Here is a 23,826-nt window from a genome sequence, read left to right as displayed (position 1 = left end):
AGGGCCCCTCTCCCCTGGAGAGGGGCCCTTTTGCATCGTAGAAGCAGAACGAAGAAACGAAGGAGGAGCGGCCGATGATGGTGCTCGTCGTCGGTGCCGGCGTGGTCGGCCTCGCGATCGGTCGGGAACTGGCCCTGCGCGGCCACGAGGTGATCGTCGCGGAGGCGGAGGGCGGCATCGGGACCGGCGTGTCCTCGCGCAACTCCGAGGTGATCCATGCCGGGATGTACTATCCGACCGGGTCGTCCCGGGCGCGCCACTGCGTCGAGGGCCGGCGCCGGCTCTACGCCTTCTGCCAGAGCCACGGGGTGCCGCACGCGAAGATCGGCAAGCTGATCGTCGCGGCGACCGAGCCCGAGGGCGCCAAGATCGCGGCGATCCACGCGCAAGGCGTCGAGAACGGCGTCGAGGGCCTGTCGCTCCTCGACGGCGCGGAGGCGCGGCGCCTCGAACCGAACCTCACCTGCAACGCCGCGCTCCTCTCGACCGAGACCGGCATCGTCGACAGCCACGCCCTGATGCTGGCTTTGCAGGGCGACATCGAGGATGCGGGCGGGGCGCTCGCCTTCCATACCCCCGTCGACCGCCTGACCCGCTCGGGCGAGGGCTGGACCGCCCATTTCGGCGACGACGAACTCGCGGTCGACGCCGTCGTCAACACCGCGAGCTTCGGCGCGCAGACCCTCGCCCGGGCGACCGAAGGCTACCCGGAGGCGCGGGTGCCGCGCCTCGTCCTCGCCAAGGGCAATTACTTCGGCTGCACCGGACGCCCGGCCTTCTCGCGGCTGATCTACCCCGCCCCGGTCGAGGGGGGACTGGGCATCCACCTCACCCTGGACCTCGCCGGCCGGATGCGCTTCGGCCCCGACGTCGAGTGGATCGGCGCGCCGGACTACGAGGTCGATCCCGGCCGCGGCGCGCTGTTCTACGCCGCGATCCGGCGCTACTGGCCCGCGCTCCCCGACGGCGCCCTGGTGCCCGACTATGCGGGCATCCGCCCGAAACTGTCCGGCCCGGGGGAGGGGGCCGCCGACTTCCTCGTCGACGGCCCGGCCGAGCACGGGCTGCCGGGGCTGGTGCATCTCTTCGGCATCGAGAGCCCGGGGCTGACCTCGAGCCTGTCGCTGGCGCAGGACGTGGCGGACCGGCTGGGGGTGTGAAGCGGCCTGTCGTGGTGACGGCCCGCCGCCCCGGCGTGGCAGGCCGTCACCACGCGGCGTGCGGCTTCAACCCCCGCACCCGCGCCACCGCCGCCTCCAGTCCCGGCCATTCCGGCGCGTCCGGCGCGTAGCGGGCGCGGGTATAGGCGACGACCTCCGCCACCTGCCGGTCGGTGAAGGTGTCGCGGAAGGCCGGCATCGCGGCAGGCGGCGCCGAGGGGTCGGGGGTGGGGAAGCGCTCGGCGGCGGCCGCGACGCCGTTGAGCACCGCCTGGATCAGGTTGTCCGGATGCGCGCTGTGGACCGCCGTGACGAGGCCGAGCGGCACCAGCTCCCCGCCGACCCCGCCCTCGTGGCAGGAGGCGCAGGCGCCCTGGAACAGGGACGAGGCGCCGGGTGCAGGTGCGGCCGCCCCCGCCGCGACGGGGCCGGGCGCCGCGCGGGCGAGGCTCGCGAGGTAGGTCGCCATGGCGCGGATGTCGGAATCCGGCAGGGGGCCCAAGGAGGCGACCACGTCGGCCATCGGGCCGGCGGCACTGCCGTGGCGGGACGAGCGGCCCGTCCGCAGGTACGCGAAGAGGTCGTCCTCGGTCCAGGGCAGGGGCGCGCGGGACAGGCCCGCCAACGCCGGCGCCTCCCAGCCGTCGGCGAAGCCGCCGGTGAGGCGCGCCCCGCCCCGGCTCTCCGCCCCGAGCGCGTTGCGCGGGGTGTGGCAGGCGCCGCAATGGCCGAGCGCCTCGACGAGGTAGGCGCCGCGGTTCCAGTCTGGGCCGCGGGCCGGATCGACGAAGGTCGGGGGACGGTGAAACAGGGCGTTCCAGCCCGCCATCAGCGGCCGGAGGTTGAACGGGGCCCGCAAGGCGGTCTCGGGAACCGCCGCCGCCACCGGCCCCTGCGCCATCAGGTAGGCGTAGAGCGCCTGCAGGTCGCGCTCCGAGACGCCCGAGAAGCTCGTATAGGGATGGGCCGGATAGAGGTGGTGGCCGTCCCGCGACACGCCCTCGCGCATCGCCCGGGCGAAGGCGGGGTAGGACCAGGCGCCGATGCCGAGGCCCGCATCCGGCGTGATGTTCGAGGCGTAGACGAGGCCGAACGGCGTCTCGAGCCCGCGCCCGCCGGCGAAGGACCGGCCGTCGGGCCCGACATGACAGACGAGGCAGGCGCCCGCCGCCGCGACGAGGCGCCCCTGCGCGATGGTGGCGGCGGAATAGGCCGCAGCGTCCGGCCGCTCGATCGACGGATAGGCCGGGCGCCAGGGCAGGAGGGTGGTGGCGAGGGCCAGCGCCCCGGCGCCGGCCCCGAACAGGCCGGCGAGGAAGCCGCGGCGGCGGCGCGGTGCCGCAGAAGCTTCGCGCGAATCGTCGGGTCCGGCGATCCGCGGCGGGTTGAGGGCGGTGCGGACGGCCTCGGCCGTGAGCGGGAGTTCGCGGAAGCGGATCCCGGTGGCGTCGAACAGCGCGTTGGTGATCGCCGCCGCACTCGGCACCGAGGCGGATTCGCCGGCCCCGAGCGGCGGCTGGTCCTGGCGCGGCAGCATCAGGACGTCGATCTCAGGCACCTGCGGGAAGGCGAGGATCGGGTAGCTGCCCCATTCGCGGCTCGTCACCCCGGTGGCGTCGAAGCCGACCGACTCCTTGAGGACCCGGCTCGTCGACTGGATGACGTTGCCGTGGATCTGGTGGCGCACCCCGTCCGGGTTGATCATCAGGCCGGAATCCTGGCCCACCACCACCCGGGTCACCGCGACCTCGCCGGTGACCCGGTTGACCGCGACATCCGCCACCCAGGCGGCCCAGGCCGCGGCCTTTCCGGGGAACGGCCCGTGGACGTAGACCGCGTAGGCGAAGCCCCGCCCGTAGAGGATGTCGCCGGACCCGCCATGGCTGCCGGGCTTCGTGTGCGGAACCCATGCCGCCCGCTCGGCCACGGCCCGGACGAGGTCGGCGGCCCGGGGATCGGGCAGATAGCGCAGGCGGTACGCGATCGGGTCGACGCCGGCGGCGGTGGCGAGCTCGTCGATGTAGGATTCGTGCGCGAAGGTGTTGGGCAGGGCCGAGACGCCGCGCATCCAGGAGGCGCGGGCGATCGGCGGCATGTCGTGCACCGTCACCCGGGCGTGGCCGAAGGCGTAAGGCGGCACCGCCGTGCGGTCACCCATCGGGTAGGTCGCCGGCGTCGCCGACACCCTGCCGGTGAGGATCAGCGCGAGGGTCGGCGCGCCGTTCGAGGGATAGCGGGTCTCGAAATCGTAGGCCGCCGGTCCGCCCTCGGCGTCGAGGCCGCCGCGCACGTCCATCACCTGCGCCGCGCCCTTCGGCTCCCAGGCATGCTCCTGCTCGCGGGTGAGCTGCACCCGCACCGGCCGGCCGACCGCCCGGGCGAGGAGGGCGGCATCGGCCGCGACGTCGTCGGCGCAGTTGCGGCCGTAGCAGCCCGCCGCCTCGTGGCGCTCGATCGCGATCCGCTCTTCCGGCATGTCGAGGAGGAGCGCGAGGTCGCTGCGCAGGACGTGCGGGTTCTGGGTGCCGGACCACACGACGAGATCGCCGTCACGAAACTCCGCGACCGCGCAGGACGGGCCGATCGAGCCGTGCATCTGGTAGGGCCAGATATAGGTCCGGTCGAGCCGCGCCTCGGCGTGGGTCAGCGCCCGCTCGACGTCGCCGCGGTCGAGGAGCCTGCGCGCCGTGGCGGGGTTGGCGCGCAAGGGCGCCTCGGGCCGGTTGAGGTCGGGGAGGTCTTCTCCCGGCCGCCAGGTCACGGACAGGCAGCGCGCGGCTTCCGCCGCGTTCTCCTCGCGCGCGGCGACCACGCCGACGAAGTCCCCGACGACGACCACCGCGACGAGGCCCGGGATATGGGCGACCGAGACCTCGTCCACCGAGACCAGCATCCCGCCCAGACCCGTCTCGACGCCGGCACAGGGCGGCCGGACCACGCGGCCATGGACCATGCCGGGCACCCGCACGTCGTGGACGTAGGTCCAGGCGCCGACGGCCTTGTCCGGGATGTCGACCCGCGGCACCGGCTGGCCGACGATGGCGTAGTCGGCCACCGGCTTCACCGCCGCGTCGGGATCGAGGGTCAGTTCGGTGCGGCGCCCCCGCACCAGCGCGCCGTAGGCGACGCTCAGGTCCGGCTCCGCCGCGACCCGGACGGTGCCGGCCTCGACGACGAGTTCGGCGACGCCGCGGTTGAGCCGGCGCGAGGCCGCCTCGACGAGGTGGCGGCGGGCGGTGGCGGCGGCCAGGCGCAAGGGGATTGCGGCGATCTGGATCGTCTCGCTCGCGATGGTGCCGCCCTGGTCGGGGGCGGTGGCGGTGCTGCCGAGCTCCATCGCGACGGAGGACAGCGGCACGTCCAGCTCCTCGGCGACGATCTGGGCCAGGGCCGTGCGGATGCCGGTGCCGAGATCGACGTGGCCGTTGAAGGCGGTGACCCGGCCCTCGGCATCCACCGCGAGGTAGAGCGCGCGCTGCGGTCCCACGGCCAGCGCGGCACCCGGCGCATCGCCGAGGCGGGGCGGGCGGCCCATCGTCTCGCGGTAGACCAGCAGCAGGTCGCCCGCCTCCTGCCAGTGCCGGCTCGTCCCGCCGGGATCCCGGGTCATGCCTCGTCTCCCTGGGATCCGGACTGCGAGCGGTTTCGCATCCGCAACGCTGCGGCCCGCACGGCGCGCAGGATCTCGATATGGGTGCCGCAGCGGCACAGGTTGTTCTGGAGGCTGGCTCGGATCTCGGCCTCGCCCGGATCGGGATTGGCCGACAGCAGCGCCACCGTGGTCATGATCATGCCGTTCAGGCAGTAGCCGCATTGCGCGGCATTCTCGGCGATGAACGCCTCCTGCACCGGATGCAACTGACCGCCCTGCGCCAGCCCCTCCAGGGTGGTGATCCGGCGCCCGGTCGCGGCGCGCAAGGGGATCGCGCAGGAGCGCAGGGCCCGGCCGTCGACCAGCACCGTGCAGCTGCCGCACTGGCCGAGGCCGCAGCCGTATTTCGGGCCGTTCAGCGCGAGGTCGTTGCGCAGGACGTAGAGGAGGCGGGTGCCGGGGGCGGCCTCCACCGCCACGTTCCGGCCGTTGACGGTGAGCACGTGGCGGCTCGCCGCCAGCCGCGCGTCGTTGGCGATCGGCCGCCGATCGTCCTGCATGAGGTGCCTGCCCCGCCCCGGCCCCGGCTGTCCCGCCGGCTGCCGCTTGTTCTCACAGATTTCGGCGGGGACCGGAACCCCGCCGCGCCTGTCGCGGCTTGCAAGAGCTTGGCCAGACGGGCCGAGCGAGGGGACGACGGGTGCGGGATGGCGGATCGTCGCGGCGGCCTATCGGTACGAAAGGCAATCGTTCGCAAGCTGCGAGTCCGCGTGGTTCAGCCGACAGTATTGATCACCTCCGGGCCATTCCGGGGCCGCGCAGCGAAGCCCGGAATCCAGACACGCAGGAGAAACAGTACGACGCGGAACGTCCTCCGCATGATGCTGAACCATCCGCGGTTCCGGATCCCGGGCTCCGCTGCGCCGCCCCGGAATGACCCCGAGATTGTTCATCCTGTCGCAGCCGATCAAATTAGCATCTAACATCCATGAAATATAAGATCGATTTTACAATAGTCTTGTGTTTAATTTGCGACTTAAATTTGTTAATGATTTACAGTTAAATCACTGTAAAATTTCATAAAAAACAATCAGTCATCATGATATTGGAGGATAAAGAGTGTCCAGCGAACTCACCCAAAGCGGTACGCCGGAAGGCGAGTCCGACGTCGCTGCACCCGATGCCGGCGACGCCGGGACCGGCAGCGTCGCCGTCGGCGAGGATGGCGTCTCGGTCGCGGTCTCGGTCGCGGAGGCCGAGAGCGTCCCCGACCCGGCGCCACCGAGCATGTTCCGCCCGACCATGCGCGACGTCGGCGCCTCGGCCTCGGAGGTCGGCCCGAGCGTCGCGCCGCGGCCTCTGATGCCGGTGGCCCCCGTCGACGGCGAGGATACGGCCTGTCCCGAGCCGGATGCGGCGGACGACCAGGCGCTGATCCTCGGTCCGTCGGACCCGCAGGAGGCCGGCACCACGGATCCCGTCGCGGAGGCGGAGGGCGGCACGCCGGCTCTCGTGCCGACGGACAATCTGGCCGACGGCACCAACCTGTTCGGCGACCGGGCGGCGATGTGGTCGGGCGACCCGTCCGAGGTCGGGACGGGGTACGGCCTCTATCCGGCGCACGAGGAGGTCTGCCTGTGCGACGAGGTCACCCTGGCGGCCGACGAGACCGTCTGATGCCCTCTCTCCGGCGCTGATCCCGCCGGGGTGGGGAGCGGGGAGACCGCCGCGACCGGCGGTCTCCCCGCGCAGGACGACGCCGCGGGCCGCGGGCGAAAGACGCCGCAGGCCGCGGGCGCTTGCGGAGCGCCCCGCCTCCGCTACCTCCCCGAGACTTGAGGGGGGTATGTCGATGCAGCAGCGCTGGCCGGACCGGATCTGGATCGTGCGGCACGGCGAGAGTGCCGGCAACGTCGCCCGGGACGCCGCGGATGCGGCGGGACACACCCATATCGACATCGCCGAGCGCGACGTCGACGTGCCGCTGAGCCCGCTCGGCGAGCGCCAGGCCGCGGCGGTCGGGCGGTGGTTCTCCGAGAAGCCGCTGTCGGAGCGGCCCGACGTGGTGCTGACCTCGCCCTACCGCCGGGCCGAATCCACCGCCCGGCTGATCCGCGATGCCGGCGGCGTCGCCGATCCCCTGCTCGACTACGTCGCCGACGAGCGCCTGCGCGAGAAGGAATTCGGTATCCTCGACCGGCTCACCCGGGAGGGCATCACCCAGCTCCATCCCGAGCAGGCCGAGCTGCGCCGCCTCCTCGGCAAGTTCTACCACCGGCCGCCGGGCGGCGAGAGCTGGTGCGACGTGATCCTGCGGCTGCGCAGCGCCCTCGACACCGTCTCGCTGCACTACGGCGGCCGGCGCGTGCTGGTGGTGGGCCACCAGGTCGTGGTGCTGTGCCTGCGCTACCTGCTCGAGGGGATGACCGAGGACGAGATTCTGGGAATCGACCGCGAGGGCGACGTCGCCAACTGCTCGGTCACCGAATACGCCTTCGACCCAACCCGGGGCAGCAGCGGCAAGCTCGTGCTGCAGCGCTACAACTTCGTCGCGCCGCTGACCCGGGCCGGCGCCCCGGTGACGGCCGAGCCCGACGCGACGGGAGCCGCCCGATGACACCAGAGATCACCGCCGAGGCCCTGCGCGGCCTGCCCCTGCCGGACCCGTCGGGCGGCAGCAAGGAGGCGCGCGGCAGCGCCCTCGTCGTCGCCGGCTCGGTCGAGGTGCCGGGAGCGGCGATCCTCGCCGGCACCGCGGCGCTCCGGGCCGGCGCCGGCAAGCTGCAGATGTCGATCGCCGCGAGCACGGCGCCGCACGCCGCACTCGCGGTGCCGGAGGCCCTGGTGGTGCGCCTGCCGGAGGGGGAGGGCGGCCATGTCGACCACGCGCAGGCCGCCGAGGTGCTGCTGCCGCGCACCGAGCGGGCCGCCGCGATCCTGATCGGCGCCGGCATGGCCGCGGGCGAGCCGACCCGGGCGCTGACTACCGCCCTCCTGACCGGCCCGGCGGACGGACCCTTCGTCCTCGACGCGGCGAGCATCGACGGATTGTGCGAGCAGGCCGACGCGGTGCGCGCCCGCGGGGGCCGGGTGGTGATCACGCCGCATGCCGGCGAGATGGCCCGCTGCCTCGGCTGGGAGCGCGACGCCGTCGAGGCCGATCCGCTCGCCGCAGCGCGCCGGGCCGTCGACCTCCTCGGCGCCGTCGTGGTGATGAAGGGGGCCGAGACCTGGATCGTCGATCCGGCGGGCGACGTCCGGCACTATCGCGGCGGCGGCGCCGGGCTCGCCACCTCGGGTTCGGGCGACGTGCTCGCCGGGATCATCGTCGGGCTGCTCGCCCGCGGCGCCAAGCCGGCCGAGGCCGCGGCCTGGGGCGTGTTCCTGCACGGCGAGGCGGGGCGACGCCTGGCGCAGAGAGTCGGGCCGATCGGCTTCCTGGCCCGCGAGCTGTCCGGGGAGGTGCCGGGGCTGATGCGGGACGTGGCGGAGGGGGCGATCTGACGCTGGCGTAGGTCGCCGCTCAGGCCGCCCGCACCGTGGCGAGGAAGCGGTGCACCTCCGCCGAGAGGTGCTCGGATTGCCGCGACAATTCTCCGGACGAGGCGAGGACCTGGCTCGCGGCCGCACCCGTCTCCTCGGAGGCCTGCGCCACCCCCGCGATGGTGTGCGTCACGGCGCCCGCGCCGGTCGCGGCCTCGGCGACGTTGCGCACGATCTCCTGCGTCGCCGCCCCCTGCTGCTCGACCGCGCTGGCGATCCCCGCCGTCACCACGTCGATCTCGCGGATGCGCCCGGCGATCGTGCCGATCGCCGCGACGGCCTGTTCGGTCACCCCCTGGATCTCGCCGATCTGACCCGCGATCGCCTCGGTGGCCCGTGCGGTCTGGTCGGCCAGCCCCTTCACCTCCGCGGCGACTACCGCGAAGCCGCGGCCGGCCTCGCCGGCGCGGGCGGCCTCGATCGTGGCGTTGAGCGCGAGCAGGTTGGTCTGCCGCGCGATCGTGGCGATCAGGCCGACCATCTCGCCGATCCGTCCCGACGCGGTCTGCATCACCCCAACGAGTTGCGCGGTCTCGTCGGCCTCGGCGACGGCGTGGCGGGCGAGGCCGGCCGAACCCTGGATCTGCCGGCCGATCTCGGCCACCGACGCGCCGAGTTGCTCGGTCGCCGCCGCCACGGTGGTGACGTTCGCGGCAGCCTCCTCCGCCGCGGCGGCGACCGTGCCGGATCGGGCGGCGGTGTCGGCCGCGGTCGCGCTCATCTGCCCGGCGGTGGCCTGCAGCTCCGTGGCCGCCGACGAGACCAGGGTGACGATGCCGCCGACCGCCGCCTCGAACCCCTCGGCCATCTGGCGCATGCCGGCCTTGCGCTGCTCCTCGGCGGAGGCCCGCGCCAGGACCGTCTCCTCCTCCAACTGCCGCGTCCGGACCATGTTCGTGCGGGACGCCTCGATCCCGCCCGCGATGGCGCCGATCTCGTCGCCGCGGCCGAGATGGGGCACCGGTGCGGCGAGGTCGCCGGCGGCCAGGCCGTGCATCCGCCGGACCAGGCGCTCGATCGGCCGCGCCACGGCGGCGACGACGTAGGCGATTCCGGCGAGGCCGATGACGAGCGCCACGGCGCAGAGCAGGCCGGTCAGCCGGAGGGCGTCGGAATAGATGCTCGCGGCCTCGTGCCGCGCCCGGTCGCTGCCGGCCACGTTCAGCGCCGCATCGCGGTCGAGGTGGGTCAAAGCCGCATCGAACGGTTGGCGCGAGGCCTGGAAGAGGTCGTTGAGCGCGGCCGTGTTCCGCTCCCGGGCGGCGGCGGCGATCCGGTCGCGGACGGCCAGGTACTCCGCCCAATGTTGCCGGAACGCCGTCCAGAGGGTCCGCTCCTCGTCGCTGGAGATCAGCGGCTCGTAGCGGCGCGCCACGGCCTCCACCTCGGCGAGGCGGCGGCTCGAGACGGCATCGAGCTCCGCCACGGGTTCGATCGCCGTGACGTAGCGGGCATCGACCATGCGCAGGCGCGTGACCTTGTACTTGAGTTCGCCGATTTCGCGTACGCTCGGCAGCCAATTCTCGGAAATCTCCAGGGCCTGGGCATTGACGCGACGCAGCTGCGAGACGCTCAGGATCCCCTGCGTCAGCAGGCCGAAGGCGAGCAGGGCGATCAATCCGCCCAGCGCGTGAGAGAGTCTGATGTTCATCGCCGTGCCTTGGTGACCGGGCGTGATCTGCTCAAGGCGTGATAAAAATTCTGTAAATCGGGCGATAATGACGTCATTTTAGTTCGGAATATAGGAAAATTTGCCCGCGCGGACTCGTCATTGCTGCATATCGGCGGCGATGCGCCGGCTGGTTCCGGCTCATCCCGCGCGAGGCGAGCCCGTGGTCGGCCTCGTCGCTCGCGGACAGGACGATCCCGGGACGGCCGCGCCGAGACGGCCCGGGCCTCGCCGAACCCGGACGCCGCCCGGGTGTTGACGGCCGACCGCTTCCACACGGACAGGACGATGATCAGACCGACTCTCGCGCTCGCCCTCACGCTGGGTGCCTTCGGTGCCTTGGGCACCGCCGAGGCCCAGACCGCCCGGGTGCCGCCCGCGAGCGACGCCGTCGGTGCGCCGGGCCCCGGAACCGGGACGAAGCCGCCCGCCTCGCGCCCGACCACCACCCTGCCGGGGAACCCGAGCGGCAATTCCGTGCCCGGCACCAATCCGGGCGTGTGGATCGGCGGCAGCCCGACCGCGGGCCCGCCGGGATCGGGCGGCACCGCGGGCGGGCCGGCGGCGGGGAACCGCTGAGGCCGACCCGAAAAAGACGGTCGGCAGAGCCGGACCACGCGCCTCAGGCCTCCAGCCACTCCCGCAGGAGCGCGCTCGTCTCGTCCGGCCGCTCCAGCGGCGGCAGATGCCCGCATTCGGGCAGGACGTGCAGGCGCGCGCCGGCGATGCCCTGGTGGATCTCGCGGGCGAGGGCCGGGGGCGTCAGCACGTCGTCGGCGCCCACCGCCACCAGGGTCGGCACCCGGATCGTCGCCAGGACCGGGCGGCTGTCGGGCCGGTCGAGGATCGCGCGCTGCTGGCGCAGGAAGGCGGCGCCGCCGACCCGCTCGGCCATCGCCTTCACGGCCTCGCCCACCGGCCCGTGCACGTGCGAGGCGTGGACGAGCCGCGGCAGCAGGCGCGTCGTGACCCCGGCGAAGCGGCCGACCTTGAGCTGGTCCATGCCCTGGCGCCGCGTGGCCGCGCGCTCCTCGTTCTCCGGGGCGGCGGCGGTGTCGAACAGGGCGAGGCGGGTGACGCGCTCGGGCGCCTGGCGCAGGATCTCGAAGGCGACGTAGCCGCCCATCGACAGGGCGACGAGGCCGAAGCGCGGCGGCGCGGCGGCGAGCGCCCGCCGTGCCATCGCCGCGACGCTGTCGTCGAGGGTCAGGTCGGCCACCGCGGCCGCAGCCTTGTCGGCGAGCGCGTCGATCGGCGCCCGCCACAGGACCGCGTCGTTGAGGAGGCCGGGCAGGAACAGCAGCGGGGCGAGATCCGGATTCATGGTCGCCCCCTATGGCCGGATCTCCGGTCCGGCGCCACCGGGCTGTTCGCGGAGAACGAGCCCGGCGGCACCGCGTCGATCAGTACGACCGCGGCATGCCGAGCACGTGCTCGGCGATGTAGGACAGGATCAGGTTGGTGGAGATCGGCGCCACCTGGTAGAGCCGGGTCTCGCGGAACTTGCGCTCGACGTCGTATTCCTCGGCGAAGCCGAAGCCGCCGAAGGTCTGGATGCAGGCATTGGCCGCCTCGAACGAGGCGTCGGCGGCGAGCATCTTGGCCATGTTGGCTTCCGCCCCGGGATTCGCCCCGGCCTCGTAGAGGCGAAGCCCCTCCTGCACCATCAGCTCGGCGGCGCGCATGTTGGCGTAGGCCTTGGCGATCGGGAACTGGATGCCCTGGTTCTGGCCGATCGGCCGGCCGAACACCTGGCGCTCGCGGGCATAGGCCGACGCCTTGGCGATGAACCACTTGGCGTCGCCGACGCACTCGGCGGCGATGAGCAGCCGCTCGGCGTTCATGCCCGACAGGATGTAGCGGAAGCCCTTGCCCTCCTCGCCGACCAGGTTCTCGGCCGGCACCTCCATGTTGTCGAAGAAGACCTCGCAGGAATTGTGGTTCATCATCGTGCGGATCGGCCGGATGGTCAGGCCGCGGCCGAGCACCTGCCGCATGTCGACGATGAAGGTGGAGAGCCCGTCGGTCTTCTTCGCCACCTGGTCGCGGGGCGTGGTGCGGGCAAGGAGCAGCATCAGGTCGGAATGCTCGGCCCGGCTGGTCCAGATCTTCTGGCCGTTGACGATGAACTTGTCGCCCTCGCGCCGCGCGGTGGTGCGGAGCGCCGTGGTGTCGGTGCCGCTCGTCGGCTCGGTGACGCCGAAGGCCTGGAGCCGCAGGCGCCCGGCGGCGATCTCGGGCAGGTAGCGCTCCTTCTGCGCCAGGGTGCCGTGCCGCAGCACCGTGCCCATCGTGTACATCTGCGCGTGGCAGGCGGCGCCGTTGCAGCCGGAGCGCTGCACCTCCTCCAGGATCGCGGCGGCGGCCGAGAGCGGCAGGCCGGAGCCGCCATACTCCTCCGGGATCAGCACCGAGAGGTAGCCGGATTCGGTCAGGGCGTTGACGAAGTCGGTCGGATAGGCGCGATCGGCATCGAGCCGGCGCCAGTACTCGTCGGGGAAGCGGGCGCAGAGCTTGGCGACCTCCTCGCGGATTTCGGGGTGCCGGAGGGCGTCGGTCTCGGTCATCGGGCGTCTCCATCCTGATCGTCGCGCGGCGCTCGCGCGGGCGCCGTCTCGTCGGTTCGTCGCCGTCAGGCTTACACAATCCGCGGCCGCGGGTGTCATGCCGTGAGGGCCTGTCTGCTATCACAGGCCGCATCCGCCGCCACGAACCCTGCCGCCGCAGGCGAGGTCTCGATGCCAGGGCACGTTCGCCATCGACCAAGTCTGGCGGCCGAGTCCGGCGGCCGAGTCTGCGACGACGGTCCAAGCCGGGCGGCCTTGCCCCGCGGGGCGGCATGGCCTGTATTTATTCCTGCAGGCCACGGCGCGGCGAAGCGGCGAGCCATCGGACGAGGACCCACGCGGCGAGGATCCATGCGGCAGGACCCGATGCGGCAACAGGCGATGCGGCAACAAGCGATGCGGAGTGCCGATCCGTTCTTCGCGCCCGCCGATTTCCTCCGGCTGACCGAGACGGCCGGGCTGACCGGAAGCTGGGCCTGGCTCTTCGCCTCCGACCGGCAGACCTGGTCGCCCGGCCTCTTCCGCCTGCTCGGGCTCGACCCCGCGCGGACGCGGCCGAGCTACGACCTGCTCACCGCGCTCGCCCATCCCGACGACCGCCCCAACCTGGCGAGTGCCGCCGACCTGGTGCAGGGCCATGCCCTGCCCGAGCACCAGGTCCGGATCGTGCGGCCGGACGGGACCCTGCGCACGCTCACGATGCGCACCGAGATGCACCTGACCGCGGAGGGCCGGCCGCGGGCGGCCGCCGGCCTCGTCCTCGACGTGACCGACTCGGCGGCCCTCATGCGGCTGCGCCGGATCGATCAGCGCCAGCGCAGCGCCTGGTTCGCCGCGGCCCGGGTGCTGTTCGTTCCCGTCGACCTCGACGGGCGCTTCCGCTTCCCGCCCGAGGCGGCGCAGTTCGCAGGACGCCCGATCGAGGAGCTCGACGCCGATCCCTTCGCCGACGTGGTGCCGGAGGAGCGCGCGGCCTTCCGCGAGAGCGTCGCGCGGCGCGCCGCCGGGGGCGTGTTCCAGGCTGCGCCGCTGCTCCACCACCGCAACCGTCAGCCCGAGCGGTACCGGGTGCTGTCCGTCCCGGTCCACGACGAGGGCGGCCGCCTGGTCGAGCGCCACGGGCTCGTCTATCCCGCCGCCCTCGCCGCCGCCCCCCTGACGGCGCCCGAGCCCCTGCGCGAGGGCCTGGAGCAGGCGGTGGCGGGCCACCACCTGCGCGCCGCCCGGGCGCTGCTCGACTGGTCGATGACCGCCCTGGCGGAGGCGAGCGGCCTGTCGCTCTCGACGGTGCGGCGCCTCGAGGAGGATGCCGAGGGCAACGGCGCCCGCTCCCGCCACAAGGCGATCACGGCCCTGCGCGGCGCGGGCATCCGCTTCGTTCTCCTGGACGACGGCGAGGTCGCCGTCGCTCGTTCGTAACCTCGCTTCAGGGGGCGGCCGCGGCGGAGCGGGCCGGGGCGAGCAGCCCGGCCGCGAGGAGGCGCTCGACTGCGAGCATTGCGCCGGCCGAGGAGAAGTGGCCGGTATCGGCGTAGAGGAACGTGTCGCCCTGGGCATAGGGGCAGGTGTCGCCGGCGCAGAGCGCCGCGCGCGGATCGACGAAGGTCGCGCCCGCCGGCAAAGCTGCCCGCAGGGCCTCGTTCAGGGAGCCGGTCTCGACCGGGCGCCAGCGGCCGGCGGCGTGGGGCGGGTCGCGGCGCTGGTGATAGGCCATGAAGGCCGGGTCGAGGGGGAATTCCGGCGATTGCCCGACGACGTGGACGCGGGCCCCGAGGGCGGCGACCTGCGCCGCCGTCTCGCGCAGGCGCTCGGGCACGGAGCGGTCGCGCTGCGCGCCCCAGCGGGCCGCCAGCACCACGTGGCGGATCCCGAGCCGGCGGATCAGCGCCAGGGCGTTGTCGTTGAAGGCGCGGCAATGCGGCACGACGTGCGAGGCGGCGCCCAAGGTCGGCTGGCACCCCGCCGCCGTGTACTGGACGAGGCGGCCGGGCAGCCGGTCGGCGTGGCGGATCAGGCCGGGCACGTAATGCGCCGCGAAGCTGTCGCCCCACAGCAGCACGCGGTCGGTCCGCGCCATGCCGTCCCCATCCGCGGTGCGGGTGCAGCCCTCCGGGTCCCAGGCCTGCCAGGTCTGGTCCGCGAACAGGAAGCAGGTGCGGTGGTTCCAGGTCTCGGTGCCGGGAATCGACCGGAGGCGGAAATCCGGGAAGCGCCCTGGCAGGCCGCCGCTCGTTACCCCGGCCCAGCCGAGGCCCGCCATCGCCAGGGTGGCGAGGAGGCTAGATGCGAAGACCGGGCCGAGTCGCCGCGGCCGGGAGCGGACCGGCTCGTGCGGCCGCCGGAAGGGCTGCTCGACGAAGCGGTACGACAGGGCGGCGAGGACGAGCGTCGCGGCGATCACCGCGACCGTCTCGAGGGTGGTGAAGTCGCGCATCAGGGCGATCCGGCCGAGCACGATCAGCGGCCAGTGCACCAGGTAGGCCGAGTAGGAGATCAGCCCGACGGCGACGAGGGGTGGGAGCGCCAGCAGGCGGGTCGCCGCGGCGCGGGGCCCTTGCGTCTCGCCGAGGCGGATCAGCAGGGCGGCGCCGAGGCAGGGCGGCAGGGCGCCGGCGCCGGGGAAGGGCGTGGACTCGGTGTAGAGGAGCGACGGCGCCAGGATGCCCGCGAGCCCGGCGAGGCCGGCGAGCTGACGCAGGACCGGGTGGCGCAGGAATGACGGCAGCGGCCGCGCCGTGCCGAACGGCGCCATCGCCAGCAGCGTGCCGACGAGGAGCTCCCAGGCCCGGGTCGGCAGCAGGTAGAAATTCGCCGTCGGCGCGTGGCGGCCGGCATAGAGGCTCAGGCCGAACGACAGGAGGGCGATGACCGCGAAGGGCAGCCAGAGCGGCCGTACCCGCAGGCGCACCAGCAGCAGCAGCGACACCGGCAGGACGAAGTAGAACTGCTCCTCGACCGAGAGCGACCAGGTGTGCAGCAGCGGCCGGTACAGCGCCGCGGCGTCGAAATAACCCGAGGCGCGCCAGAAATACAGGTTCGCCACCGACAAGGCCGAGGCCGCCGCGCTGCCGGCGTAATCCTCGAGCTGCGGCGGCAGCAGCAGCCAGTACGCCGCCAGCGAGGTCAGGGCGAGGGTCGCGACCAGGGCCGGCAGGATGCGCCGGATGCGCCGGGCGTAGAAGTCGGCGAGGCGGATGCCGCCGCCGGCCGCCTCCCGCATCAGCCCGCGGGCGATGACGTAGCCGGAGATCACGAAGAACACGTCGACCCCGACGAAGCCGCCCGGCATCCAGGACACGCCGACATGGTAGAGGATCACCGCCAGCACGGCGACGGCGCGCAGGCCGTCGATGTCGGGCCGATAGCCCGCGGCCGTCGTCTGCCCGGACACAGCAGGTTGCATGGTTCGCACCCCCGAATGACGGCCCCTTGTCGTCATCCTGCCGCAGGTGCGGATCTTCGCTCTCGTCGAGCAAAGTCGTTCTGGCAGGTTTCCGACGTGTGTGGACGTTTTGCTCGCCCACCGACAGTCACAATTTAGAAAGATTGCGAGCGGGATGCAGTGCATCCTTTGTGGGTAGGGTTGCGGCGACTGTCGGAGGCCGATGAGATGGGACCGAAAGCGCCGGTCGGCAGCCTCTTCCGCACGTGATGAGGCGGAGTATCCGGCCCCCCGGCGGCGCCGGCCGCGCGACGATCCACGCCCGCTGCCGCCCGCGCGGCGGCATTCGGCAGCGGGCGCCGGGCGCTCGTGCAGTAAAGCTCGGGTTGGTGCGCCAGACCTGCGCCGGTCGAGGTCTGGTCCGGGCCGTCGCGATCCCCGCGCGGACTCTTCGCGCCGGATTTTCCCCCTCCGGCCAAGGCGAGGAAATCCTGCGGCACGTCGCGATCGACGAGCTTGAGCGGTCCGGCCCACTCCGACGGCTCGGGAGAGAACGGGTCGCCCGGCCGGCCAAGCGGAAGCGGCCGGCCGCGCGATCATCCCCCGAAAGGGGCAGGTCTTCAGAAGTCGGCGTGCAGGCGGGTGCCGAAGAAGTTGGCCGGGCCGCGGTCGCGGTTATAGGCGGGGTTCACCACCAGCTGGTAGTTGAACGACACCGTCACCGCCTTGGTGAGGCTGAGCGCGTAGTAGGTCTCGAGCGCGCGCTCGGGAGCGTAGTTCAGGCGCCCGTCGCCGATCAGCAGGCCCAAGCCCCCATTGGCGAAGAACGCCCGGTGCGACGGCGACAGGCCGTTGATCGCCGCGCCGATGCCGAGCGTGTCGCTCGGCCGCTCCCAGGCGGTGCCCTTGAGCGAGAGCCCGCCCGACAGGCTGCGGTCGACATCGGTGAAGGACAGGCTCTCGTTGCGCCCGTCGGAGACGCTCGCCCGGGCGAACAGGCCGAGATCCGGCGTCAGCGCCTGTTCCAGGTTGATGTAGGCGCCGGTCTTGCGCCGGGGCCGGCGCGTCGCGGCCGCCGCGTCGTTGATGTCGTCGTAGATCCCGCTCTGGGTCAGGCCGACCACCTGGCGGTAATTGGCGGTGTTGCCGACGTTGCTGAACAGGCCGATGCGCAGCTTGCCCGGCTGCTCCAGCCCGGGGAGGACGTGCCGCTCCTCGAACTCGATGTTGGTGCCGGCGCGCTCGAACACCCGCGGGTCGAGCACGTCGTTCGAGGGCTGCTTGGGCACCTGGGTGTAGGCGGCCCGGATGGCGAATTCGGGCCGGTTGTACTCGACCATCACGCCTTGGGTGAATCCGGGCAAGTTGGCCGGGAAGTCCCAGGCCGAGGAGCCCCAGATCGACCAGTTCATGAAGTCGACCCGGGGATCGTGGGCGTAGACGTTGCCGTCGAAGAAGTCGCCGAGCGCGAACTTGCCGGCCACCACCGAGATCCGCTCGACGTCGCGGGTCATCGCCACCTGGTTGACGCCGTCCGGCACGTCCTCGGTGGCGCCGCCGAGGCCGAAGGTCTGGCGGATGAAGTAGCGGTTCGAGCGCAGCTTGGGGAACGGCGCGCCGGCCTTCTGGGCCTCGCCGTTGACGAAGCCGGCGACGCCGAGGGTGCGCGACAGGCCGAATCCCTGGGAGAATTCCGGGTTGTAGTACAGCTCGGTGCTGTCGGTCAGCTTCACGCCGAGGAACAGGGTCGCGGTGGTGGTGGATTGGACCTGGTTTCCCACCAGGCTGTTCTCCCCGCGATAGGGCGCGCGGAAGCCCGGCACCCCTTGCGCCACGAAGGTGGTCTGCCCGTGGAACGAGTACCGGCCCGTGTCGCGGCTCGCCGGCGCGTCCTCGGCCACCTCCGCCGGCAGCCTCAACCCGTAGGGATACCAGGACAGCCGCGCCATCATCTGGTGCGAGGAGAAGGTGGCCTGCGTCGCCACCGGGCCGAGGCCCGGCACGGTCCCCAAGTCGAAGCGGCCGGACCGGCCGAGATCGACGTAGCGGTAATCGAGGCCCAGCGCCAGGTTCGGGGTGATGGCGTATTGCACGCCGGCGCCGAGGGTGAAGCCGAGGAACGACAGGTCTCGCCGCGCGCTCGCCACCGCACCGGTGGCGAGGTCCGGATAGGTCGCGAGCACCCGCGCATTGGCCCCGGCGAGCCCGAAGGTGGCGTAGACGAGATAGCTCTCGAACGAGTAGCCGAGGCGGGCGCGCAGCGCGCCGTAGAGGTCGGTCTTGCCGCGGATCACGCTGAAGGGCGGATCGACGGCCTCGTAGCCGAAGCCGACCGCATTCGAGGGCACCGGGCGCTTGAGGTTGGCGCCGTAGAGGTCCGCCTCCAGGCCGTAGAGATACGGTCCCGTCTGCCAGTTGTAGCCGCCGAACAGCCCGCCGACCGCCGTGGTGGCGGTGCGGCCGGTATCCGAGCGCCGCGTCGAGTCCCCGCTCTGGAAGGCCGGGATCGGTTGGCCGCCGATCGTGCTCGGCCCGAAGCGGTAATTGCCGAACGAGGCGCCTGCACTGCCCTCGATCCCGAGATACGGGCCGGACCAGTCGACGAAGGTGGGCGTGGCGGGGGCGGGAGGACGCAGGTCGGCCGCCTGCGCGAGGCCGGCGCAGAGCCCCAAGGTCACCCCGAACACGGCCACCCCGATCCCCGCTCCGCCCGTCCGCCGCATCGCCCAAATCCCCTGCCGCACCGGTGCCAGGTATAGCCAATGCTATACTCCTGGCAACCGGCCACGCTTGTCCGGGAATGGGGTCTACGGTTTCCGTGACGGGAATGTCACGGCCGCGCCGTCAGGACCGGTTTCTCAACCGTTCAGCAGCCCGCGGGCGGCGAGGTTGCGCATCAGCGCCGCCGCCCCGAAGGTCCAGGGCTCGCAATCCTGGCAGTGGCGCATGCGGTTGACCAGCGCCCCGAGGCCAGGAGAGCGGATCACCACCCGGTCGCCGACCTTGTGGGTGAAGCCCTGGCCCGGGGCGCCGCGGTCCTCGACCGGCGCGAACATCGTGCCGAGGAAGAGCACCGCGCCGTCCGGGTACTGGTGGGTCCCGCCCATCATCGCCGCGACGAGGTCGGCCGGGTCGCGGCTGATCTCGGAGAGGGGCGAGGTCCCCGCGAGGGTGAACCCGTCCTCGCCCGTCACCTCCAGGCTCACCACCGTGCGGCGGACATGGTCGAGGCTGAAGGTCTCGTCGAACAGGCGCACGAACGGCCCGAGCGCGCAGGAGGCGGCGTTGTCCTTGGCCTTGCCGAGCAGCAGGGCCGAGCGGCCCTCGAAGTCGCGCAGGTTGACGTCGTTGCCGAGCGTCGCCCCGACGATGCGCTCGTCGGAGGCGACCACCAGCGCCACTTCCGGCTCCGGGTTGTTCCATTGCGAGCCCGGATGCAGGCCCGCCTCCTGGCCACAGCCGACGGAGGAGAGCGGCTGCGCCTTGGTGAAGATCTCGGCGTCGGGGCCGATGCCGACCTCGAGGTACTGGCTCCAGGCGCCTTGCGCCACCAGCACGCTCTTCAGCGCCATCGCCTCGGGCGAGCCGGGCTTCAGCCGGCGCAGGTCGTTGCCGACGAGGCGCCCGACCTCGACCCGGATCGCCGCCGCGGCGTCCGGGTTGCCGCGGGCCCGCTCCTCGATCACCCGCTCCAGCATCGAGACCGCGAAGGTCACGCCGGCGGCCTTGACCGACTGGAGGTCGATCGGCGCCAGGAGCCAGGGCTTGGCGGCGTCGCGGGTGTCCGGCGGGGTGTTGGCGAGCACCGCGTCGAGGGGAGCGATCGTCTCGCCCGCCGCGCCGCGCAGGGCGCTCGCCGGGTCGGGCGTCTCGCACAGGTCGCGGATGGTCGGGAAGGCGCGGGTGACGTCGACGAGTTCCGGCTGCCCGTCGGCGCCCGGCCGCACCGCGACGGTGCTCGGGCCGTTCAGCTCCGGCCGCCAGACGCGGCCGGCCAGCGCGCCGGCGAGGCCGTCCTCCGGCAGGATGGCGCGGGCGTCGTAAGCGTCGAGAATCGGCTGCATGGTCCTGTCTCCTCCCGGGGCCGGCGCCCGTTCGGCGGGCGCGCGGCGTCGGGTTGAGACCTAAGCCGATCGGGTGCGGCGGGAAAGCGGATCCTGCCGGCTTCGCCCCACGGAATCGACGCTTCGCGGTCAGGCCGCGTCCGGGCGGCAGGCCAGGGCCTGCCGGAGCGCCTGCTCGGCGGGGACCGGGCGGCCGAGATGGTAGCCCTGCACGAACGGGCAGCCCAGGGTTCGCAGGGTGGCGAGGTCCTCGGCGGTCTCGACGCCCTCGGCCACCACTTCGAGGCCGAGGGCCCGGCCGAGGCCGAGCACCGCCTGGACCAGCCCGCGCTTGTCGTCGGAATCCGACAGGCCGGTGACGAGGCTGCGGTCGATCTTGACCCGGCCGGCCCGCAGCTGGCGCAGGGACGCCAGCGACGAGTAACCGATGCCGAAATCGTCCAGCGCCACCCGGATCCCCGCGCGGGAGAGGGCCAGGAGCTTGCCCTGCACCGCCTCGATGTCGAGGGCGGTCTCCTCGGTGATCTCGATCTCGAGGAGGGCGGGTCCTAAGCCGAGCGCCCGCAGGCGGTCGAGCACGATCTCGTCGACCGGGATCTGCGCCATCTCCCGCGGCGAGACGTTCATCGCCACCCGGATGTCGGGCACGCCGCCGGCCCGCAGGGCCTGCATCGCGCCGCAGACCTGCTCCAGGATGAAGCGCAAGAGCGACTCCGTCAGCCCGGCCCGGGCGGCGGCGGCGACGATCTCGCCGGGCGGAATCCAGCCGTGGACCGGGTGGTTCCAGCGCACCAGGGCCTCAAGCCCGGCGACGCGGCGGCCGCCCTCGCCGAAGATCGGCTGGAACCAGACCGCCAGGCCGTTCTCGGCCAGCGCGTGGGAGAGGTCGCGCTCGCTGTCGCGCCGCATCTCCAGGCGCCCGCGCAGGCCCTCGTCGAAGATCCGGAAGCGGTTCCGCCCGGCGGCCTTGGCGGCGTAGAGCGCCTCGTCGGCGCAGGTCAGCATCTCGGTCAGGCTCGGTCCGTGGGCGTGGCACAGGCCGATGCTGATGCCGAGGCGGCCGGTATCGAAGCTCTCGAACGGCTCGACCACCGCTCCGATCAGCGCCGCCGCGAGATCGGCCGGCGACGGGCCGGCGGCCGGATCGTACAGGATTGCGAACTCGTCGCCGCCGAAGCGGGCCGCCAACGCCTCCGCCGGCAGGGTCCGGCGCAGGCGCCGCGCCACCTCGATCAGGACGCGGTCGCCGGTCGAGTGGCCGTAGACGTCGTTGACCGACTTGAAGCCGTCGAGGTCGAGCAGCATCAGGCAGGGCGCCGGCCCGGGACGGAGGATCCGCGCTTCGGCTCCCTGCGCGAAGCCGGCCCGGTTCATCAGCCCGGTGAGGGCGTCGTGGGTGGCGCGCCGGCGCATCTCGTCGGCGAGCGCGCTCGCCGCCGCATGTGCCTCCTGGCGGGCGCGGGCGAGCGCCGTGGCCTCGTTCTTCAGCCGCGAGGTGCGACGGAAGCCCCGCTCGGTCTCGACGGCGCTGCGCAGGAGCGCCGCGAGGTAGAGCAGCACCGTGAAGGCGAGGCCGATCCGGTCGATCCCGCCGGCATGGGCGAGGCAGAAGGCCACCGTCAGGAGCGGCGGCGTGATGAAGCTCGCGGGAATCGCCGCAAAGGCCATGCCGTGGGTGACGGCGCCGGCGGTGATGCCGCAGACGACCACGAGATAGAACAGGGTCTGGGGCGCCGTGTAGCCGTCGCACAGGAGCGCCACCAGGGACCAGACCAAGCCCGACAGGAAGGCCGTCAGGGTGGCGAGGCGCAGGTGCCGGTCGATCGCGCGCGCGCCGGCCCGGGCCTGCTCGGGCGGCGCACCCTCGGGGACGGCGAGGCCGGCGCACGGGGCCCGGCACAGGCCGAAGCGGGTGAGGTTGACGACCGACGACACCGCGAACCAGGCGAGGCCGGCGGCGGCGTGCCCGGCCTGCGCGGCGACGAAGGCGCTCGTGGCGCCGAGGATCGCGTTGACCGGCATCGCGTGCTGCACGCTGCGGCGCACCGCGTCGAGCTGGTCGCGCCGGATCGAGGCGCGCAGATCCGGGCCGTCGCCCGGCCTATCGGGGCCTGGTCCCTGGCTGCCTGGTCCTGACATGTCACCTCGGCGGGTCGGCCCTGCTGCCGTAACAGCCGGTGGTAAAGAATCGTTGACCACGGTCCGGGTCAAGCCGGCCGGGATCAATAAGGCCAAGGTCGCGGCGCCCGTGTCGCGGTACCCGGGCGCGGCTCGCCCCTGCCGCGCACCGTCCCGCGCCGCCGGAGCGGAACGGTGGCCGAGCCTGGCGGTTAATTGCATCACGAGAGCGCGAGGAGGCATCATGCGGAACGTGGCGAAGGCGGCTGTGGTGGCGGTCGTGACGCTGATGGGCGTCGGCGCGGCCGAGGCGAAGGGCTGCATCAAGGGCGCGATCATCGGCGGAATCGCCGGGCATTACCTCGCCGAGCGTGGCGTCGTCGGCGCGGTGGCGGGCTGCCTCGCCGGCCGGGCACTCGCCAAGCGCCGCGCCCAGCGCGACGTCGATTACGGCGCCCGCGTGCGCCCGCGCGACGGCTACGGTCAGGCCCGGAGCTACAATTACTGAGGCCCGGCATCCGGCGATCCCCGGACCGCCGGGACCATCCGCCCTGCGATGACGGGCGGCGAATCCGCCGGCGCGGCGATCCGTCCCGTGCCGGCGCGTCCGCTCGCCCCATCTGATCCCGCATCCGTCACGCGGGCGAATCTGAACACGCATGGCCGTCTTCTTCACCGCCGACACCCATTTCGGCGATGCCCACATCCTGCGCCAGCGCGGCCGCCTGTTCGCCTCGCTCGAGGCGCATGACGAGACCCTGGTGGCGAACTGGAACGCCGTGGTCGGACCCGGGGACGAGGTCTGGCATGTCGGCGACTTCGCGGCCCATGCCGAGCGCGAGCATTGCGCCGCGGTCTTTTCCCGGCTGAACGGCGTCAAGCGCCTGGTGCGCGGCAACCACGACAGCAACCGCGTCCTCGACCTGCCCTGGGCAGACCCGCCGGTCGAGAGCGCGCGGATCACCCTGCGGGAGGACGGCCGCGAATGGCGGCTCTTCCTCGCGCACTACGCCCACCGGGCCTGGCCCGGCCTGTGGCGCGGCACCCGCCACCTCTACGGCCACACCCACGGCACGCTGCCCGACACCATCCGTTCCTGCGACGTCGGGGTCGATGCCTGGGAGTACCGCCCGGTGCGCCTCGCGGCGCTCGCCGCGCGTCAGGACGCCGCGACGCTGGTGCCGGAGGAACTGGCCCGGGACCGGGCGCGGGAGGACGCCGCCCGCGCGGCGGGCGGCGATTGAGAGTGTCGAAGGAACGGAGCGACGATCGCCCGTTTCATTCGACCCACGACCTCGTTGAGACCCTCGGTGTCATCCCGGGGCCGCGAAAGCGGAACCCGGGATCCATAACCGCCGACGATTCAGGATCGGGCGGAACGCGTCTCGCCTTATTCTCCGACGTCGGCGGTTATGGATCCCGGGTTCCGCTGTCGCGGCCCCGGGATGTTGGGGTGGACGGCCCCCGCCGGCATCATAAGTGCCAGGTTGAGGTCGTCTGACACCCAACCGAGGAGACCGTCCGTGACGCAGATTAGCATCATCGGCCTGGACATCGCCAAGTCCGTCTTCCAGTTCGAGGCCCAGGACGCGCAGGGCGCCGTGGTGAGCACCGAACGCGTCTCGCGCGACAAGCTGCTGCCGGCGCTCAAGAAGATCCCCGCCACCATCGTGGCGATGGAGGCCTGCGCCACCGCCCATCACTGGGCGCGCCAGATCCGGGCTCTGGGCC

The 23,826-nt window shown here is 72.8% G+C and carries 17 protein-coding genes and 1 pseudogene; 9 read left to right on the top strand and 9 right to left on the bottom strand.

Annotation, left to right across the window (positions count from 1 at the left end):
• Positions 1–74 precede the first annotated feature (74 nt).
• The gene (locus tag BM430_RS30290; RefSeq protein ID WP_093570929.1) at positions 75–1,160 is read left to right on the top strand and encodes an NAD(P)/FAD-dependent oxidoreductase; all 1,086 of its coding nucleotides are present in this window, start codon (positions 75–77) and stop codon (positions 1,158–1,160) included.
• A 46-nt stretch (positions 1,161–1,206) separates the two neighbouring features.
• On the opposite strand, the gene BM430_RS30285 is transcribed toward BM430_RS30290, so the two are convergent.
• Complete coding sequence (locus BM430_RS30285; protein ID WP_244539731.1) at positions 1,207–4,770, bottom strand: molybdopterin cofactor-binding domain-containing protein; 3,564 nt, start codon at positions 4,768–4,770, stop codon at positions 1,207–1,209.
• Complete coding sequence (locus tag BM430_RS30280; protein WP_093570928.1) at positions 4,767–5,312, bottom strand: (2Fe-2S)-binding protein; 546 nt, start codon at positions 5,310–5,312, stop codon at positions 4,767–4,769. Before BM430_RS30280 ends, BM430_RS30285 begins: the two co-directional genes overlap by 4 nt.
• Positions 5,313–5,871: 559 nt before the next feature.
• Here BM430_RS30280 and BM430_RS30275 point away from each other — a divergent pair.
• The 3 genes from BM430_RS30275 to BM430_RS30265 all read left to right on the top strand — a co-directional run bounded on the left by BM430_RS30275 (position 5,872) and on the right by BM430_RS30265 (position 8,256).
• The gene (locus BM430_RS30275) at positions 5,872–6,429 is read left to right on the top strand and encodes a hypothetical protein (protein WP_093570927.1); all 558 of its coding nucleotides are present in this window, start codon (positions 5,872–5,874) and stop codon (positions 6,427–6,429) included.
• A 169-nt stretch (positions 6,430–6,598) separates the two neighbouring features.
• Positions 6,599–7,369: a histidine phosphatase family protein gene (locus BM430_RS30270; RefSeq protein ID WP_244539730.1), complete on the top strand. Its 771-nt coding sequence runs from the start codon at positions 6,599–6,601 to the stop codon at positions 7,367–7,369.
• The gene (locus BM430_RS30265; RefSeq protein ID WP_093570926.1) at positions 7,366–8,256 is read left to right on the top strand and encodes an NAD(P)H-hydrate dehydratase; all 891 of its coding nucleotides are present in this window, start codon (positions 7,366–7,368) and stop codon (positions 8,254–8,256) included. The genes BM430_RS30270 and BM430_RS30265 overlap by 4 nt, the downstream gene beginning before the upstream one ends.
• Before the next feature lie 19 nt (positions 8,257–8,275).
• Here the strand turns inward: BM430_RS30265 and BM430_RS30260 are convergent, their stop codons facing one another.
• On the bottom strand, positions 8,276–9,946 hold the full coding sequence (locus BM430_RS30260) for a methyl-accepting chemotaxis protein (RefSeq protein ID WP_093570925.1): 1,671 nt from the start codon (positions 9,944–9,946) through the stop codon (positions 8,276–8,278).
• A gap of 306 nt (positions 9,947–10,252) precedes the next feature.
• On the opposite strand from BM430_RS30260, the gene BM430_RS30255 reads away from it, so the two are divergent.
• Positions 10,253–10,543, top strand: coding sequence for a hypothetical protein (locus BM430_RS30255; protein ID WP_093570924.1), 291 nt, complete (start codon positions 10,253–10,255; stop codon positions 10,541–10,543).
• Positions 10,544–10,586: 43 nt separating this feature from the next.
• On the opposite strand, the gene BM430_RS30250 is transcribed toward BM430_RS30255, so the two are convergent.
• Both BM430_RS30250 and BM430_RS30245 read right to left on the bottom strand, forming a co-directional pair.
• Entirely contained in the window at positions 10,587–11,288 is a 702-nt protein-coding gene (locus BM430_RS30250) for an alpha/beta fold hydrolase (protein WP_093570923.1), read from the bottom strand.
• 79 nt (positions 11,289–11,367) lie between these two features.
• Complete coding sequence (locus BM430_RS30245) at positions 11,368–12,531, bottom strand: acyl-CoA dehydrogenase family protein (protein WP_093570922.1); 1,164 nt, start codon at positions 12,529–12,531, stop codon at positions 11,368–11,370.
• Between the two features lie 351 nt (positions 12,532–12,882).
• Between BM430_RS30245 and BM430_RS30240 the strand changes: the two genes are divergently transcribed.
• A complete protein-coding gene (locus tag BM430_RS30240; protein WP_244539729.1) occupies positions 12,883–13,950 on the top strand; it encodes a PAS domain-containing protein in 1,068 nt (355 codons plus the stop codon).
• 7 nt (positions 13,951–13,957) lie between these two features.
• Here the strand turns inward: BM430_RS30240 and BM430_RS30235 are convergent, their stop codons facing one another.
• The 4 genes from BM430_RS30235 to BM430_RS30220 form a co-directional block, all read right to left on the bottom strand.
• Positions 13,958–15,934 carry an acyltransferase family protein gene (locus tag BM430_RS30235; RefSeq protein ID WP_177303214.1) on the bottom strand — a complete coding sequence of 659 codons (1,977 nt, stop codon included), beginning with the start codon at positions 15,932–15,934 and terminating at the stop codon, positions 13,958–13,960.
• 599 nt (positions 15,935–16,533) lie between these two features.
• Positions 16,534–18,636 (bottom strand): carbohydrate porin, encoded by a 2,103-nt coding sequence (locus BM430_RS30230; protein ID WP_093570920.1) that lies wholly within the window; start codon positions 18,634–18,636, stop codon positions 16,534–16,536.
• A gap of 135 nt (positions 18,637–18,771) precedes the next feature.
• Positions 18,772–19,977 carry a fumarylacetoacetate hydrolase family protein gene (locus tag BM430_RS30225; protein ID WP_093570919.1) on the bottom strand — a complete coding sequence of 402 codons (1,206 nt, stop codon included), beginning with the start codon at positions 19,975–19,977 and terminating at the stop codon, positions 18,772–18,774.
• A gap of 129 nt (positions 19,978–20,106) precedes the next feature.
• Entirely contained in the window at positions 20,107–21,999 is a 1,893-nt protein-coding gene (locus BM430_RS30220) for a putative bifunctional diguanylate cyclase/phosphodiesterase (protein ID WP_244539733.1), read from the bottom strand.
• A gap of 340 nt (positions 22,000–22,339) precedes the next feature.
• Between BM430_RS30220 and BM430_RS30215 the strand changes: the two genes are divergently transcribed.
• The 3 genes and pseudogenes from BM430_RS30215 to BM430_RS30205 all read left to right on the top strand — a co-directional run.
• Complete coding sequence (locus BM430_RS30215; RefSeq protein ID WP_093570917.1) at positions 22,340–22,603, top strand: hypothetical protein; 264 nt, start codon at positions 22,340–22,342, stop codon at positions 22,601–22,603.
• Between the two features lie 151 nt (positions 22,604–22,754).
• Positions 22,755–23,339 carry a metallophosphoesterase gene (locus tag BM430_RS30210; RefSeq protein WP_093570916.1) on the top strand — a complete coding sequence of 195 codons (585 nt, stop codon included), beginning with the start codon at positions 22,755–22,757 and terminating at the stop codon, positions 23,337–23,339.
• Between the two features lie 279 nt (positions 23,340–23,618).
• A pseudogene (locus BM430_RS30205) lies at positions 23,619–23,826 on the top strand (IS110 family transposase); the annotation flags it as partial.

Origin of the sequence: Methylobacterium sp. 174MFSha1.1 (assembly GCF_900116815.1) — a bacterium.
In the GTDB taxonomy this organism is placed as follows: Bacteria; Pseudomonadota; Alphaproteobacteria; order Rhizobiales; family Beijerinckiaceae; genus Methylobacterium.
Note: the sequence above shows the minus strand (reverse complement) of the source record. Positions and strands in the feature narration are given on the sequence as shown.